Origin of the sequence: Ruegeria denitrificans (assembly GCF_001458295.1) — a bacterium.
Taxonomy (GTDB): Bacteria; Pseudomonadota; Alphaproteobacteria; order Rhodobacterales; family Rhodobacteraceae; genus Ruegeria; species Ruegeria denitrificans.
Genome location: NZ_CYUD01000008.1, coordinates 28,360 through 43,431 on the forward strand (window position 1 = coordinate 28,360; position 15,072 = coordinate 43,431).

At 58.9% G+C, this 15,072-nt stretch carries 16 protein-coding genes; 11 read left to right on the top strand and 5 right to left on the bottom strand.

Translation table 11 applies throughout. The features are described 5' to 3' along the window. Positions 1-44 precede the first annotated feature (44 nt). The 6 genes from RUE5091_RS12955 (at position 45) to RUE5091_RS12980 (ending at position 6,324) form a co-directional block, all read left to right on the top strand. Positions 45-722 (top strand): SURF1 family protein, encoded by a 678-nt coding sequence (locus RUE5091_RS12955; RefSeq protein WP_058282355.1) that lies wholly within the window; start codon positions 45-47, stop codon positions 720-722. Further along, the gene (gene thrC, locus RUE5091_RS12960; RefSeq protein WP_058282356.1) at positions 719-2,107 is read left to right on the top strand and encodes a threonine synthase; all 1,389 of its coding nucleotides are present in this window, start codon (positions 719-721) and stop codon (positions 2,105-2,107) included. The genes RUE5091_RS12955 and thrC overlap by 4 nt, the downstream gene beginning before the upstream one ends. Next, on the top strand, positions 2,104-3,366 hold the full coding sequence (locus RUE5091_RS12965; protein WP_058282357.1) for a M16 family metallopeptidase: 1,263 nt from the start codon (positions 2,104-2,106) through the stop codon (positions 3,364-3,366). Before thrC ends, RUE5091_RS12965 begins: the two co-directional genes overlap by 4 nt. Further along, positions 3,366-3,950, top strand: a complete 585-nt coding sequence (locus RUE5091_RS12970) for a GNAT family N-acetyltransferase (protein WP_058282358.1) — start codon at positions 3,366-3,368, stop codon at positions 3,948-3,950. The genes RUE5091_RS12965 and RUE5091_RS12970 overlap by 1 nt, the downstream gene beginning before the upstream one ends. Before the next feature lie 101 nt (positions 3,951-4,051). Next, positions 4,052-4,870 (top strand): MBL fold metallo-hydrolase, encoded by an 819-nt coding sequence (locus RUE5091_RS12975; protein ID WP_058282359.1) that lies wholly within the window; start codon positions 4,052-4,054, stop codon positions 4,868-4,870. A gap of 38 nt (positions 4,871-4,908) precedes the next feature. Then, complete coding sequence (locus RUE5091_RS12980) at positions 4,909-6,324, top strand: FAD-binding oxidoreductase (protein ID WP_058282360.1); 1,416 nt, start codon at positions 4,909-4,911, stop codon at positions 6,322-6,324. A 101-nt stretch (positions 6,325-6,425) separates the two neighbouring features. Here RUE5091_RS12980 and RUE5091_RS12985 read toward each other — a convergent pair whose 3' ends face one another. Then, positions 6,426-6,965: an adenine phosphoribosyltransferase gene (locus RUE5091_RS12985; RefSeq protein WP_058282361.1), complete on the bottom strand. Its 540-nt coding sequence runs from the start codon at positions 6,963-6,965 to the stop codon at positions 6,426-6,428. Between the two features lie 57 nt (positions 6,966-7,022). On the opposite strand from RUE5091_RS12985, the gene RUE5091_RS23090 reads away from it, so the two are divergent. Then, positions 7,023-7,361, top strand: a complete 339-nt coding sequence (locus RUE5091_RS23090; RefSeq protein WP_131726314.1) for a hypothetical protein — start codon at positions 7,023-7,025, stop codon at positions 7,359-7,361. Positions 7,362-7,365: 4 nt separating this feature from the next. Here RUE5091_RS23090 and RUE5091_RS12990 read toward each other — a convergent pair whose 3' ends face one another. After that, positions 7,366-7,995, bottom strand: a complete 630-nt coding sequence (locus tag RUE5091_RS12990; protein ID WP_058282362.1) for a LysE family translocator — start codon at positions 7,993-7,995, stop codon at positions 7,366-7,368. A gap of 52 nt (positions 7,996-8,047) precedes the next feature. Then, positions 8,048-9,064 (bottom strand): DUF418 domain-containing protein, encoded by a 1,017-nt coding sequence (locus tag RUE5091_RS12995; RefSeq protein WP_058282363.1) that lies wholly within the window; start codon positions 9,062-9,064, stop codon positions 8,048-8,050. Between the two features lie 227 nt (positions 9,065-9,291). On the opposite strand from RUE5091_RS12995, the gene RUE5091_RS13000 reads away from it, so the two are divergent. Beyond that, positions 9,292-10,155 (top strand): alpha/beta hydrolase, encoded by an 864-nt coding sequence (locus tag RUE5091_RS13000; RefSeq protein WP_243470782.1) that lies wholly within the window; start codon positions 9,292-9,294, stop codon positions 10,153-10,155. Positions 10,156-10,161: 6 nt separating this feature from the next. On the opposite strand, the gene RUE5091_RS13005 is transcribed toward RUE5091_RS13000, so the two are convergent. After that, complete coding sequence (locus RUE5091_RS13005; protein ID WP_058282364.1) at positions 10,162-11,034, bottom strand: S-methyl-5'-thioadenosine phosphorylase; 873 nt, start codon at positions 11,032-11,034, stop codon at positions 10,162-10,164. A gap of 206 nt (positions 11,035-11,240) precedes the next feature. Between RUE5091_RS13005 and RUE5091_RS13010 the strand changes: the two genes are divergently transcribed. Further along, complete coding sequence (locus RUE5091_RS13010; protein ID WP_058282365.1) at positions 11,241-12,875, top strand: SulP family inorganic anion transporter; 1,635 nt, start codon at positions 11,241-11,243, stop codon at positions 12,873-12,875. A gap of 131 nt (positions 12,876-13,006) precedes the next feature. Here RUE5091_RS13010 and RUE5091_RS13015 read toward each other — a convergent pair whose 3' ends face one another. Further along, positions 13,007-13,612 (bottom strand): flavin reductase family protein, encoded by a 606-nt coding sequence (locus RUE5091_RS13015; RefSeq protein ID WP_058282366.1) that lies wholly within the window; start codon positions 13,610-13,612, stop codon positions 13,007-13,009. A 72-nt stretch (positions 13,613-13,684) separates the two neighbouring features. Between RUE5091_RS13015 and RUE5091_RS13020 the strand changes: the two genes are divergently transcribed. Together RUE5091_RS13020 and RUE5091_RS13025 are read left to right on the top strand one after the other, a co-directional pair. After that, entirely contained in the window at positions 13,685-14,179 is a 495-nt protein-coding gene (locus RUE5091_RS13020; RefSeq protein ID WP_058282367.1) for a GNAT family N-acetyltransferase, read from the top strand. Positions 14,180-14,232: 53 nt separating this feature from the next. Next, positions 14,233-14,976 carry an EcsC family protein gene (locus RUE5091_RS13025; protein ID WP_058282368.1) on the top strand — a complete coding sequence of 248 codons (744 nt, stop codon included), beginning with the start codon at positions 14,233-14,235 and terminating at the stop codon, positions 14,974-14,976. Positions 14,977-15,072 lie beyond the last annotated feature (96 nt).

Sequence of the window (15,072 nt, forward strand, 5' to 3'; positions counted from 1 at the left end):
GACGCCGGTTCTGACCCTTTTGTGCAACGAAACTTGGTTCTGACATGCGCCGTATTCTTTTCCCGCTGATCTTTGGCATTGTCGGTCTGGCAATTCTGTTGTCTCTGGGCGCGTGGCAAGTACAGCGGCTGACGTGGAAAGAGGATTTGCTGGCCGAGATTGAGGGTCGGATTGCCGGAGATTCCAAGCCATTGCCTGTAGAACTCGACCCTGAGGGCGACCGATACACGCCCGTTGCGATCTCAGGGCAGATGTTGCCGGGCGAAGTTCACGTGTTGGTCTCGGTCAAACAAGTCGGTCCTGGCTATCGCATCATTGCGCCGTTTCAGACAGGCGACCGCACCATTCTGGTGGACCGTGGGTTCGTGCCCACGACGGCCAAAGCCGTAGAACGTCAGATTGGCGCCATGGAGGTGACCGGAAACCTTCATTGGCCGGATGAGATTGATAGCTATACACCCGAGCCCGATATCGATGAAAATATCTGGTTCGCACGCGATGTGCCCACCTTGGCGACCGCATTGAATACGGAACCTGTGTTGCTGATCGCACGATCGCGCACCGACGCGGAAGTTACTCCCCTGCCTGTTGACACAGCAGGTATTCCGAATGACCACCTGCAATATGCGGTAACCTGGTTTGGTCTGGCCCTGGTCTGGGCCGCGATGACCGTTTACTTTCTGTGGCGCAGCCGCGCCCCTTCAAAGAGTGAAGCGCAATGAAATATATCTCGACCCGTGGCCAAGCGCCGGAACTGACATTTGAAGAGGCGATGCTGACCGGGCTGGCCCGTGACGGTGGCCTGTACCTGCCCGCCGAAATCCCAGTGATGAGTCAGGATGAGATCGCGGCGCTGGCAGGTTTGCCTTATGAGGAAATCGCCTTTCGGGTGATGTGGCCCTATGTCAGCGGATCGTTCGCTGAGGATGAATTCCAGGAAATCATTGCCCGTGCGTATGAGGGATTTGGCCATGATGCCCGCGCACCGCTGAAGCAACTGAACGAGAACCACTTCCTACTGGAGCTGTTTCACGGCCCGACCTTGGCGTTCAAGGACTTTGCCATGCAGTTGATTGGCCAGTTGTTCCAGGTGGCCCTGAAACGGCGTGGTGAACGTGTGACCATCGTGGGCGCCACCAGTGGAGACACCGGGTCGGCCGCGATTGAGGCGTTCCGGGGGCTGGACGCTGTGGACGTGTTTATCCTGTTCCCTCACGGCCGAGTGTCCGAAGTGCAGCGTCGTCAGATGACGACGCCTGCGGATAGCAATGTGCACGCGCTGGCCGTTGACGGTGACTTTGACGATTGTCAGGCCGCCGTGAAAGACATGTTCAACGATTTCGACTTCCGTGATGGGGTTAAACTGGCGGGCGTGAACTCCATCAACTTTGCTCGCGTGTTGGCGCAGGTGGTCTACTATTTCTCGGCGGCGACCAGCCTTGGCGCGCCACATCGCAAGGTCAGCTTCACCGTTCCAACCGGCAATTTTGGTGACATCTTTGCCGGCTATATCGCCAAGCGCATGGGGCTGCCCATCGACCGCTTGGTTGTGGCCACGAACCAGAACGACATTCTGCATCGCTGCTTGTCTGGTGAAGGTTATTTCAAGGGCGACACCATCCCTTCGATCAGCCCGTCGATGGATATTCAGGTCAGCTCGAACTTTGAGCGCGCGCTGTACTATGCCTATGGCGAGGATGGTGCTGCCGTGGCGCAGTTGATGGACGAACTGAAGAATGGCGGCTTCAACGTCAGCCAAGGCGCAATGGAGGCGCTGCGTGAGAATTTCGACTCGGGCCGCGTGTCCGAGGATGAAACTCTGGCAACGATCAAAACCACCTTGGCCAACAGCGCCGAGCTGGTTTGCCCTCATACTGCCGTGGGTATCAAAGTGGCGGAAGATCACCGAACGGCGGATGTGCCGATGATCACTTTGGCCACCGCGCACCCAGCGAAATTCCCGGCGGCGGTTGAGAAGGCAAGCGACGTGCATCCGCCTCTTCCATCCCGCATGTCTGATCTGTATGAACGTCCAGAACGGGTGACCCGCATCGCCAATGATCTGGGTGCCATCGAGGATCATATCAAAAGGCATATTGCTGAGTGACTGTCAGACAAGACCAACTGAAGAACGGCTTTCGTATCGTCAGTGAACATATGCCGGGGCTGCAATCGGCGGCCATCGGCATCTGGGTAACCGCCGGCGGGCGGCATGAACGGATCGAACAGAACGGGATTGCGCATTTCCTTGAGCATATGGCGTTCAAGGGAACCGCGCGCAGGTCCGCGCTGCAAATCGCCGAGGCGATCGAGGATGTGGGCGGCTATATCAACGCCTACACCTCGCGCGAGGTAACGGCCTATTACGCGCGTGTTCTGAAAGATGACGTGGCGCTGGCGATGGATGTGATTGGTGACATCGTTTTGAATCCGGTCTTTGATCCGCGCGAGATCGAGGTTGAACGCGGTGTGATCCTGCAGGAGATCGGTCAGGCTTATGACACTCCGGACGACGTGATTTTCGACTGGTTGCAAGAGCAGAGCTATCACGATCAACCTTTGGGCCGCACCATTCTGGGCCCGACCGAGCGGGTCAGCGCCTTTTCGCGCGAGGACTTGTCAGGCTTCGTGGCTGAACACTACGGGCCCGAGCAGATGATCCTGTCTGCCGCTGGTGCCGTGGACCACGACACGCTGATGAAGATGGCCGAAGAGATGTTTGGTCATCTGCAACCACGCAAGGGGTTGACCCCTGAAACAGCCCTCTTCACTGGTGGTGAAGCACGGCAGGAGAAAGAGCTGGAGCAAGCTCATTTTGCACTGGCGCTGGAAAGCCCCGGCTATCGCGACGATGCGATCTATACGGCGCAGATCTATTCGACGGCGTTGGGCGGGGGCATGTCCTCGCGTTTGTTCCAAGAGGTGCGCGAGACGCGCGGGCTCTGCTATACGATCTTTGCGCAGACTGGGGCTTATGCCGATACCGGTACGACCACGATCTATGCCGGAACCTCGGCGGATCAGGTGGGTGAGTTGGCCACGATCACCATTGATGAGATGAAGCGCGCTGCCGAAGACATGAGCGCGCAAGAGGTTGCCCGTGCGCGTGCCCAGATGAAGGCCGGGATGCTGATGGGGTTGGAAAGCCCATCGAACCGGGCGGAACGTCTGGCCCGGCTGGTGCAGATCTGGGGGCGTGTGCCTTCGCTTGAGGATACGGTCGCCAAAATTGATGCGGTCAGCACCGCGGACGTTCGCGCCTTTGCGGAACAGATGGCAGTGCAAGCGCCTGCTGCTTTGGCGCTGTACGGCCCGGTCTCGGGCGCGCCGACACTGGCCGAATTGCAGGAGAGGCGTGCGGCGTGATGCTGTTGGGCAGACGCAAGCTGAAACTCGAGACCGAGCGCCTGAGTCTGCGCCCGCCCGTCCATTCTGATTTCAACGATTGGGCGGCGCTGCGGCGGGCGTCCGAAGAATACCTCACCCCGTGGGAGCCGATCTGGGCCAAGGATCACCTGACGCGCAAGTCTTTCACCAACCGGGTGTATTGGGCGCAACGCTCGGTGGCCAGCGGCACAGCGATCCCATTGTTCCTGTTCCGCCGCTCCGATGATGTTCTGATCGGGGCGATCACGCTGGACAACGTGCGCCGGGGGCCAGCCCAGGCGGGAACGCTTGGCTATTGGACCGGCCAAGCCTTTGCTCGCAACGGATACATGCGCGAGGCTATTGGGGCGGTTGTCCACTATGCCTTCACCCGCCTGGACCTGAGCCGGATCGAGGCCGCCTGTTTGCCGGAAAACAAACCCTCGCGCGGGTTGCTGGAAAGCTCGGGCTTTAAGTACGAGGGCGTTGCACAGTCATATCTGCAGATCAACGGGCGGTGGCGGACGCATGTTCTGTATGCCAGCCTGCGGTCGGACCGGCGCGGAAAGACCGACGCGGGGTAGGGGCTCTGCCCCCGTCGCGGCAAGCCGCACTTCCCCCGGGATATTTTGGGCTAGGTGAACAAGGGGCATGACTTGTTGGCGTTCTGCGCTACACTTGCCTCATGCGCTGGGTTGTTGCGGCATTGATGGTGATCTCGGGCGGGGCTGCGGCGCAGGAGCGGCGGCCGAGCCATTGTATCGCCATCGCGGATGCAGCGCCGGGGATCGAGTATATTCACAAGGCGGCGTGGCAGGACCCGATTCCCGAGTTTTCCGTGCGGATCAGCTATATCGCCCATGCCTCTTTCCTGATCCAGACGCAGGGCGGGTTGAACGCGGTGACGGATTTCACCGGTTTTATCGGTAGCGCCGATTTGATCCCGGACGTGGTTACCATGAACCACGCTCACAGCACCCATTGGACGGCCCATCCCGATCCTGCGATCCCACATGTGTTGCCGGGGTGGGGCGATTTCGGGCAGGGGATCGATCATTACCTTGATCTGGGCGAGATGCTGGTACGCAATGTCTCGACCGATATCCGATCTGCCTATGGCGGAGTAGAAGAGCGCGGCAATTCGATCTTTGTGTTCGAGGTCGAAGGGCTGTGCATCGGCCATCTGGGCCATTTGCACCATATGCCATCAGACGAGCAATTCGCGGCATTGGGGCGTCTGGATGTTGTCATGGCGGCGGTGGATGGGGGAACGACCATGCCTCTGCCCGAGATGATCTCGGTTTTGAAGCGATTGAAGAGTTCTGTCATCATTCCGATGCACTGGTTCTCGGGCTTTTCGCTGGATCGGTTTCTGGTCGATATCCGCAATGATTTTCCGGTCGAGCGCAAGGGTGTGACCGAGATCACCGTGTCGCTGCGAACCTTGCCAAGCCAGCCCACCGTGGTCGTACTGGAACCACGCCATCTGATTGAACTGGAATAGGGCTTGTCCGCACGCGCCCGCTTGGGCAATGAAGAAGCATGACATTGACTCCTGCAGACGAAACGCTGGCCCGCTTGATCCGGGCCGATCTGGGTGACGACATTCTGCGCCCGGTCACGGAACGCTATCTGGAAGAGCCGCGTCGCCGTTTTGCCGGTCATGCGGGTTTGCTGGCCCTGCCGCGCACGGTTGACGAAGTGTCGACGCTGGTGCGTCTGGCCGCGGACAAGCGGGTGCCGGTGGTTCCTTATGGCGGTGGCACCGGGCTGGTGGGCGGGCAGGTGATGCCCGATGGCCCTGCGCCGCTGGTAATCTCGCTGGAGCGGATGACGGCGATCCGGGCGGTTTATCCAACCGAGAATACTCTGATCGCCGAGGCGGGTGCAATTTTGGCCGATGTGCAGGCCGCGGCGGAAGAAGCCAACCGGCTGTTTCCCTTGGCCTTAGCGGCGCAAGGGTCGTGCCGGATCGGCGGAAACCTTGCCACCAATGCGGGCGGGGTCAACGTGCTGCGCTATGGCAATGCGCGGGACCTCTGTCTGGGGTTGGAAGCGGTTCTGCCCAGCGGTGAAATCTGGCACGGGCTAAGCCGATTGCGCAAGGACAACACCGGCTATGACCTGCGCAACTTGCTGATCGGGGCCGAGGGCACGTTGGGGATCATCACCGCAGCCTCGTTGAAGCTGCACCCCCGTCCTGAGGCAGTGGGGACCGCGATGCTGCAGGTTGCCTCACCCCAAGCCGCGATTGATCTGCTGTCGCTGGCCCACGATCAACTGGGCGACGGGGTCAGCACATTTGAGCTGATCCACAAGCAGGGGCTGCAATTCCTGACCGAGGTCTTACCGGATGTGCGTCAGCCCTTCGCAACCCAGCCCAAATGGTGTGTTCTGATCGAGCTTGGATTGTTCGCGGGGCACGCGCCCGCAGACGCGTTGGAAACGCTGTATATCGCGGCGGACAAAGCTGGTCTTGTTGGTGATGCGGTCATTGCGCAAAGCGAGGCGCAGCGTATGGACCTTTGGGCCGTGCGCGAACGTATCCCCGAGGCCAACCGGCTGATTGGGTCGGTGTCCAGCCACGATATCTCGGTCCCGATATCCCGTATTCCCGAATTCATTCAACACGGGGCCAAAGTTGTGGCCGGGCTTGGACCGTTCCGCATCAACTGCTTTGGACATCTTGGTGACGGTAACCTGCACTATAACGTGTTTCCGCCCTTGGGGCGCAATCGTTCGGAGTTTGACAACGAAAGGCAGGCTGTCAAACACGCCGTGCATGATCTGGTGGACGCGTTTGACGGCTCGGTCAGTGCGGAGCATGGCGTGGGGCGGCTGAAAGTCGAAGATATTGAAAGATATGGCGACGCGACAAAGCTGTCAGCAATGCGCGCCATCAAGGCGGCGCTGGACCCGCAGGGGATCATGAATCCGGGCGCGGTATTGAAACCCTAAGTTCATCTCGGCGTCGCGCGGATCATGCGTGTTAGGGGTAACTTATTTTTGAGGCTGCGGTATTCTCGATTGTCGAAGTTAGGTTCAAGACGGCAGGGCGGTCAAAGCCCTTCGAATTCGCAAAGAACATGCACGTCCATGCCCATGCCTTCCAACACCTTGCGGCCACCCAGTTCCGGCAAATCGATGATAAACGAGCATGAGACGATCTCTCCCCCCAACCGTTCGATCAGCTTGATCCCGGCAGCGGCGGTGCCGCCGGTGGCCAGCAGGTCATCGACGACCAGAATTTTCTCACCTGGCATGATGGCGTCATCATGTATCTCGACGATGGCCTCGCCATACTCCAGTTTGTAATCCTGGCTGATAGTGGTGCCGGGCAGCTTGCCCTTTTTGCGGATCGGCACAAAGCCGACGGACAGTTGGTGGGCAATCGCGCCGCCCAGAATGAAACCACGCGCCTCAAGGCCCACGACCTTGTCGATCCGCTCACCCGCATAGGGGTGCAACATCTGGTCGATGGCCATGCGGAACCCACGAGGATCGGCGAACAAGGTGGTGACGTCCCGGAACATGATCCCCTCATGCGGGAAATCGACGATGGTTCGGATGTAATCCCTGACCGACTTGTTTCTGGACATGGCCAACCCCTTTTGGCGTCAAAATACGCGGGCGTATGTGGCCCATCGGGGGCAACCTTGCAAGAAAAGATTATCTTGGCCGCCCGTGCGGTAATTCAGATTGGTATGAAGTTTCGTTGCCAGAATTCTAAATTGTTGGTAGATGCGTCATATCGACATAATCTATGCATTGTATATGCATCAGGTTTTTACGCATTCAAGCCTTGGGCAAGAGCAAGACGCATGACAGAGACAGACGGCCAAGTTTCTACCAAGAAAAACAGTCAGTTAGTCCTGCGTCTGGACAAAGATGAACGGGACGCATTTGTCGAACTTTGCCGGGAACTGGACACGTCAGCTGCGCGTGAAATCCGACGATTTATTCGAGAGTTCATGAAAGAACACGAAGTGGATTGAATCCTTAGGCCGGTCGGCGCAGCACGGCGGTCGCCACCCCCATTCCGATCAGAGTCAGCCCTCCGAACCGGGTCATCGCAGTGATAACGCCGGCGCGCCCGATCATCTGACGCAGGCGATCCGCCAGCAATGCATAGGCCAGCGCATTCAGCCAGGCCAGACCCACGAACGTGGCAATCAGGATTGCGAACTGTGGGCCTAACGGGTCTGCAGGGCGCAGGAATTGCGGCACGAAGGCAATGAAAAAGGCAATAGATTTCGGGTTCAGTGCGGTGACGGCAGCGGCGTGTCCAAAAACGCTGTGGGCGGTGACGTTGCGCCCTGTTTTCGGTGTCTCTAACCCGCCTGAGGGCGCGCTGCGCAGCAGCTTGATGCCCAGCCACACAAGATAGGCAGCCCCCACCCATTTCAGTATCGAAAACAGCGTGGCCGAGGCCAGTACCAGCGCTCCCAGCCCCAGCAGCGAGGCAGTCATTGCCACCAGATCCCCCACGGCCACTCCGGTGGCCGATGCCACTGCGACGCTGCGCCCCTTGGACAGCGCATAGCTGAGCACCAGCAACACAGTAGGGCCGGGGATCAGCAACAATGCGGTTGATGCGGCCACGAAGGCCAGCCAAAGTTCAAGAGACATGGGGTTTCCTGTTCTGGTGTCGCCCTTACCAAGCCCCGGCGCGACGGTGAGGTCAAGCCTTTCGTGGTTCGGTCACGCGACGCATCAATGCCTCAAGTGGGCCGCGCTTGAACCGGCGGAACCATAGAAGGGCGAAAACCGAAGACACAGCACAGAACCCAAGCGCATAACCCACAATCTGCGGTGCACTGAGCGTTCCATTCAGCAATCCAAGCTCGTCCAGTATCCCCATCCCGATCAGGATATGGCCCATGTATAAGGTCAGGCTCTGTCGCCCCGGTGCGGTCAGGGCAGGGCCAAGGCGCAGATTTTCGATCTTGGGCCACAGCTTCAACAACAGTCCGATCACCACGCAGGCCGAGCCGGTTCCAGCCAGAATATAGAATGGTCCCGGCGGAATAGATGCGGTTCCCAGATAAGCCGCCAGTTCCGGATAAGATGCTAGCCTTTGTGGAAACAGGGCCAGTACGGCAGCGCCAAAACCCCACATAATTAAACGGTGCTGAATGCAGATTGTATCTAGCTCCGATCGCCCGATGGCCATGCCGATCAGCAGGAAGGCGGCCCAGGGCAACACCGGATGCCAGCCGTTGAACAGCGCGTTGCGCAGAAAGCCGGGCAGGGTCCAGAGGTCAGAGTAGCTGAGTGCGGTCCAGTCCCAGCCACGGTCATAGTCAAAGATCAGATTGGCCAGAATGGCCAGCGCAACAATTCCCAGCGCCCCCAGCCACAGCGTACGTTCCGAGGCCGTAAGAAACGCCGCCCCGACCACAAAATACAGCGCGTAGAAATGCAGAATATCGGCGTCAAACACGGTCGTATTGATCAGGCCAAGCCCAAACAGAAAGGCCGCGCGTCGCAACAACACACCCGCCGGGATATTCGAAAGCCCTATCCCGATCCCGGCCAGAACGACGAACAGCGCGGCGGCCCGCCCCTCCAGCGCGTCGACAAGGCCCGAAGCCCAGTCATGGCCCGGCGCTACCTGCGCAGCGATGCGGAAGTTCACCAGCACCATGCCGCAGAATGCTAGAAACCGGGCGGCGTCCAAAGCCTCGAGTCGTTTCATGATTTTCCTTTGTTTTGGGGCTTACTGGTCTGTATTTGTGGCACAATTGCGGTCCTTGGTCTGGTCTCAGATAAACAATTTGCGAGGACCAGCGAAGCCTGGCCACCCTCGTCGTTCACCTCATGACCGGTTTGCAGAAGTTAAAGATTGCGTTAAACCGTGTGCACTTTCCTTGAAACACCGGTCAGTTCCTCCAACCTTGGGGTATCACAGGATCGGAGGCGAAGGTGACGCAGACACATCCCGACTATTCGAAAGTGTTCAAGGATATGTCCCGCTCGAATGACGGGCGATTGAAACGTGTGCTGATCCTGTTGATCCTGGTCAGCGTGGTGATTTACGCCGGGATCGTGGGGTACATGTACGTCAACCAAGATAGTCTATTGTACAAACCGTCTGGAGAATTACCCGCCCCCAAAGAGGTCGGGCTGGCCGATGTCGATGTCATCTCTCTGCCCATGTCCGACGGGGTGATGCTGACAGCGTGGTCCGCACCCCCGGCTACCGAAGACGCGCCGACGGTTCTGTTCTTTCACGGTCAAAGTGGCAATCTGGGTGACCGGGCCGATCGGCTGCGGGAAATCCTGAACAGTGGCTTTGGCTTACTTGCGCCCAGCTATCGCGGTTTTCCGGGCAGTGAGGGCGAGCCTTCGGAATTGGCGCTGATCTCGGACGGAATTCAGATGTTTGACCAACTGGACGCTGTGGGCACAGTCGTCGTTTTGCACGGCCAAAGCCTTGGAACCGGCGTGGCGGCTGCAGTCGCCAAAGAACGCCCGAATGCACAGTTGTTGGTGTTAGAGGCCCCCTTCACAGCGACAGTGGATGTCGCGGGCGAGCGGTATCCGTTTCTGCCGGTTTCGGCCTTGATGAAGGATCAGTTCGCGACACGAGACTTTATCGCTGACGTTACCGTGCCAACGCTGATCTTCCACGGAACCGAGGATGAAACCGTCCCTATGCATCACAGTCAGGCACTGGCGGCGATGTCAGGCGACACTGCCGAGCTTCACGTTATCCCCGACGGCACGCATAACGACCTGTGGTCCTATGGGCTGTGGGACGAAGTTCAGAGCACCCTTGCGCAGTAGCGCCGGTTAAAGAATCCGCCCAGCGACCGCATCCAGTTTGGCCAACAGCGCCGGATCGCGTTTTTCCGGCGCGGTCAGGATGGCATATTCCAAAGCCCGATCACAGCCATGCGGGCAGGGCGCGCGTTCAGCCCCCAGCAGATCAGGCAGGCCTTTGACCAGCGCCCGGCCTTTTTCTGCATTTCCAGTCAGGGTGGCGATGATGGCAGACACATCGACCTCTCCGTGATCGGGGTGCCAACTATCGTAATCTGTGACCATCGCGATAGAGGCATAGCAAAGCTCGGCCTCGCGGGCGAGTTTCGCCTCGGGCATGTTGGTCATGCCGATCACGTCACAGCCCCAATGCTCGCGGTACATCTTGGATTCAGCCAGAGAGGAAAACTGTGGCCCCTCCATGGCTAGATAGGTGCCACCGCGATGGATGGTGATGCCCGCGGCCTTGCCTGCGGTCTCACACGCGTCCGACAGTCGGGGGCAGGTCGGATGGGCGACGCTGACATGGGCAACGCAGCCGGTGCCAAAAAAGCTTTTCTCGCGCGCAAAGGTTCGGTCAATAAATTGATCGACGATCACAAAATCCCCAGGTGCCATATGCTCGCGGAACGATCCACAGGCTGAAACCGAGATTACGTCCGTCACTCCCAACCGCTTCAGCGCGTCGATATTGGCGCGATAGGGCACTTCGGTCGGCGAATGCACATGGCCACGCCCGTGACGCGGCAGAAAAGCCATGCCGACACCGTTCAGAGAGCCAGTCAGAATCTGATCCGAGGGTGCCCCCCACGGCGTTTCAACCGTTACCCATTCCGCATTTTCCAGCCCGTCGATATCGTAGATACCTGATCCACCGATGATGGCGATTTTCGTCTGGGTCATGGCTCTGCTCCGCTTGAAAAAATACCTTGCAAACTGTCTGAGGGGCGGCAGAGGATTTGGCAAGTGGGTTCAACGGTTTGTGTTGAACGACAGTTCGATATGCATTAGGCGCATATCTGGGTCCCACCTGGTGCAGTACCTCAGGCGGGGCTTGACCGCTACAAGGCCCCTTTCGCGCGAATAAACAATACCAACAGGATCGTTCCATGCCCCGAGCCATGCTGGCAAGCTTTGCCAATCGTATAGCCAAACCCGATCTTCGTTGGGTGCCGGACGAAGGGCTGACCGTCTCGCGCCTGCGGATCGAGTTGCTGTCCGGTCTGACCGTGGCGCTGGCACTGGTGCCCGAAGCGGTGGCCTTTGCCTTTGTTGCCGGTGTGCATCCGTTGGTTGGTTTGTACGCGGCCTTTATGGTTGGTCTGATCACCGCGCTCATCGGTGGTCGTCCGGGCATGATTTCGGGCGCGACTGGGGCGCTGGCCGTTGTGATGGTGGCGCTGGTGGCCGAGCACGGGGTTGAATATCTGTTCGCGACCGTCGTGCTGATGGGAATTCTGCAAGTCATCGCCGGCGCGATGCATTGGGGCCGCTTTATCCGTCTGGTGCCACATCCGGTGATGCTGGGCTTTGTGAACGGGCTAGCGATTGTGATCTTTCTGGCCCAGATGGGTCAGTTCAAAGTGCCGGGAACCATGGAAAATACCGGCCACGGTGTTGGCGGTGGCGAATGGCTTTCGGGTCTGCAGCTATACACTATGCTGGGACTGGTCGTGCTGACGATGGCGGTGATCTGGCTCATGCCGCGCATCACGCGCATTATTCCCGCACCGCTGGCCGGGATTTTTGTCGTTGCTGCGTTGGTGATTGGCTTTGGGCTGGACGTCCCGCGCGTCGGTGATCTTGCGTCCATCGAAGGTGGTTTGCCGCCGTTCCACATCCCGATGGTACCGCTGAACTGGGAAACCTTTGAAATCATCCTGCCCTATGCCGTCATTCTGGCAGCCATCGGCCTGATCGAATCCCTGCTGACGCTGAACCTTGTGGGTGAAATCACCGGCAAGCGCGGCGGGGCCTCGCAGGAATGTATCGCGCAAGGCGTTGCCAATGTCGCTACGGGCTTCTTCGGTGGCATGGGCGGTTGCGCCATGATCGGTCAGTCGATGATCAACGTGAAATCCGGTGGCCGGACCCGTATCGCCGGGATCGCGGCGGCGCTGTTCCTGCTGGTATTCATCCTGTTCGCGTCCCCCCTGATCGAACAAATCCCGCTGGCGGCGTTGGTCGGGGTGATGTTCATGGTTGTGATCGGCACCTTTGCATGGAACTCGTTCAAGATCATGCGCAAGGTGCCGTTGATGGACGCCTTCGTCATTGTGCTGGTGACCGTCGTGACCGTGATGGAAGATCTGGCTGTGGCAGTTGTGGTCGGCGTCATCGTTTCGGCACTGGCCTATGCATGGAACAACGCCAAACGTATTCACGCGATCACTCGCGAGTCTGAAACCGAGAAGGGCGCAAAAGTCTACGAAATCCAGGGGCCTCTGTTCTTTGGTTCTTCCGAAGGGTTTGTCGAACTGTTTGATGTGCCGAATGATCCGGACACTGTAATCGTGGACTTTAACGAAAGCCGGGTCGTGGACCAATCGGCACTGCAGGCCATTGAAAACATCGCTTCGAAATATGAGGCCGCAGGCAAACGTGTCATGCTGCGCCACCTCAGCCGCGATTGCCACAAGCTGCTGAACAAAGCAGGGCATCTGATGGTCGATAGCGACGATGACCCCGATTACCAGCTGGCTGTGGATTATTCAGTTCGCACGGGTATTCTTGGCGGTCACTAGCATTTCGCGAGGCTCTGCCTCGTGCCCCGGATTATTTGCGGCCAGATGAATATAGGCCCCCTGCTTCATCTGGCTGAAAATTTCGTGGGGAGACGCCCAATGGGCGGCGGGGGTAGTGTCCTCAACACTTCCTAGTCGTCTGGACGACTAAGCGAAAACAACTCAGTGACGACTGAATAATCCCGGTATCCAAGCCGGGCGAGCGGGTTGAAGGTTGTCACGTCAAAAATGCCATCCTTCAGGCAATCATCTCGCAGGTGAACACCGGTGACCTCGCCAAATACGACCCGATTGGCTTCGCCCGGCAAAGTGACAATCTTGGTCAGTTTGCATTCCAGTGACGCCGGGGCGCCTTCGACCCGCGCGCAAGAAATGGTTTCGCATTCAACTGATGTCAGACCGGCATGTTCGAACTCGTCGTGATGTTTGGGCAAGCCCGCTGAACTGGCATTCATCGCGTCGCGGTGTGCATGAGCGACCACGTTCACGCAAAACACGCCAGTCGCTTCGATGTTCGCGACGCTGTCCTTGCCACCGTCTTGATCGTGCTTGGTGCCCGTTGACGCGAACATTACCTGCGGCGGCGTGTAGGCGACCCCATTGAAGAATGAATAAGGTGCCAGGTTGTTGATCCCATCCAGGCCGCGGCTGGAAATCCAGCCGATCGGGCGGGGGGTGATGACGGCATTGAACGGGTTGTGCGGCAGACCGTGGCCGTCTTCGGGTCGATAGAACATCTTTACTCCAAGCGTTTGCCCAAGGCGTACCGAAGTGCTAGGGCGAATTCCAGCAAGGAAAAGAGGGCCGGGGTGCAGCAGTTCGGGATCAGGCCGGAAGAGCCGGATGATTGGTGGGAGGTCGAAGCCCTCTATGACCTGTGCTTTGCGCCCGGGCGCGAGGCGCTGTCTTCCTATCGTCTGCGCGATGATGTGCCGCCGGTTTCGGGCTTGTCTCTGGTTGCGCGTGACGGGCAAGGCATTCTGGCTGGGGCTATTCGGTTCTGGCCGGTGCATGTGGGTGATCACGATGCCCTGTTGTTGGGGCCGGTGGCCGTACACCCAACCCACCAGGGCGAAGGGTTGGGAGGATTTTTGATCCACGAAGGTATCGAGGCCGGTCGGGCAATGGGGTGGGATCGCGTTATGCTGGTTGGTGACGCACCCTATTATGCCCGCTTCGGATTTTCCCGCCTGAGCGGGGTAGAAATGCCGCCTCCGACCAACCCAGACCGCGTTTTGGGGCTAGAAATATCCCCGGGAGTCTGGGACGGGGTCAGCGGTCTTGTCACTAGATGGACCCGCTGAGCTATTGAAACCTCGGCGCTAAACCCCGATGTCTTAGAGGCAGGAGGGTATTTATGCAGGATGTGGTTCTTGTTGAAAAACTGGATGCCGAAGCGGAACTGGACCGATTGGCCGGGTTTTATCGGACCGCAGGTGGGCCGGGCGTCAAACTGCTAAATAGTCTCGGCGGTTCGGCGGAATCCTTGCTGGAGCAATTGCCCGAACCGATCCGGCAGGGCCTGACAGGGGCCACGGAACAGGCCCTGTGGCTGGCAATGCACGCCGCCGAAGGATCGCGGCGCGCGGTGCCGGATCAACGCCCATGGGTCAATACCGCGGTGACCACGGCCATGGGAGCTGCCGGAGGGCTGGGCGGTATGTCCACCGCCTTGATGGAATTGCCTGCGACCACCGCGATGTTGCTGCGCGCCATACAGGGGGCGGCTGCGCGTGAAGGGTTTGATCCGTCAGAAGATGGCGTGAAATTCGATTGTGTCCGCGTCCTGTCCGCCGCAGGGCCATTGTCCAATGACGATGGCGCGGATCTGGGGTTCTTCTCGGTAAGGCTGACCCTGACGGGGCCTGCCATGCAGAAGCTGATCGCAGCTGTTGCCCCGCGGCTGTCGGTTGTGCTGGGGCAGAAGCTGGCTGCGCAATCGGTGCCCGTATTGGGGGCCATTGCCGGAGGCGGCACCAACTATGTCTACACGCGGTATTACCAGCAGATCGCCCGCGTTCATTTCGGTCTGCGCCGTTTGGCGGTCGATGCCGATATTCCCCACGATGAACTGGTGCGCAAACTTGCCGCCCGAATGTGATCCCTTTTCATATGCTTGGTGAAAATCGCCTCATATGGTATTGAAGTTCTGAGGGTCCGCCAAACAAACGAAAACAACGCGGGCAAACGGGCAATA

Bases quoted from the DNA above. Each gene is read 5' to 3' on its own strand.
- RUE5091_RS12955 (WP_058282355.1), top strand. From the start codon at position 45: ATGCGCCGTATTCTTTTCCCGCTGATCTTTGGCATTGTCGGTCTGGCA.
- thrC (WP_058282356.1), top strand. From the start codon at position 719: ATGAAATATATCTCGACCCGTGGCCAAGCGCCGGAACTGACATTTGAA.
- RUE5091_RS12970 (WP_058282358.1), top strand. From the start codon at position 3,366: ATGCTGTTGGGCAGACGCAAGCTGAAACTCGAGACCGAGCGCCTGAGT.
- RUE5091_RS12975 (WP_058282359.1), top strand. From the start codon at position 4,052: ATGCGCTGGGTTGTTGCGGCATTGATGGTGATCTCGGGCGGGGCTGCG.
- RUE5091_RS12980 (WP_058282360.1), top strand. From the start codon at position 4,909: ATGACATTGACTCCTGCAGACGAAACGCTGGCCCGCTTGATCCGGGCC.
- RUE5091_RS12985 (WP_058282361.1), bottom strand. From the start codon at position 6,965: ATGTCCAGAAACAAGTCGGTCAGGGATTACATCCGAACCATCGTCGAT.
- RUE5091_RS12990 (WP_058282362.1), bottom strand. From the start codon at position 7,995: ATGTCTCTTGAACTTTGGCTGGCCTTCGTGGCCGCATCAACCGCATTG.
- RUE5091_RS12995 (WP_058282363.1), bottom strand. From the start codon at position 9,064: ATGAAACGACTCGAGGCTTTGGACGCCGCCCGGTTTCTAGCATTCTGC.
- RUE5091_RS13005 (WP_058282364.1), bottom strand. From the start codon at position 11,034: ATGACCCAGACGAAAATCGCCATCATCGGTGGATCAGGTATCTACGAT.
- RUE5091_RS13010 (WP_058282365.1), top strand. From the start codon at position 11,241: ATGCCCCGAGCCATGCTGGCAAGCTTTGCCAATCGTATAGCCAAACCC.
- RUE5091_RS13015 (WP_058282366.1), bottom strand. From the start codon at position 13,612: ATGTTCTATCGACCCGAAGACGGCCACGGTCTGCCGCACAACCCGTTC.
- RUE5091_RS13025 (WP_058282368.1), top strand. From the start codon at position 14,233: ATGCAGGATGTGGTTCTTGTTGAAAAACTGGATGCCGAAGCGGAACTG.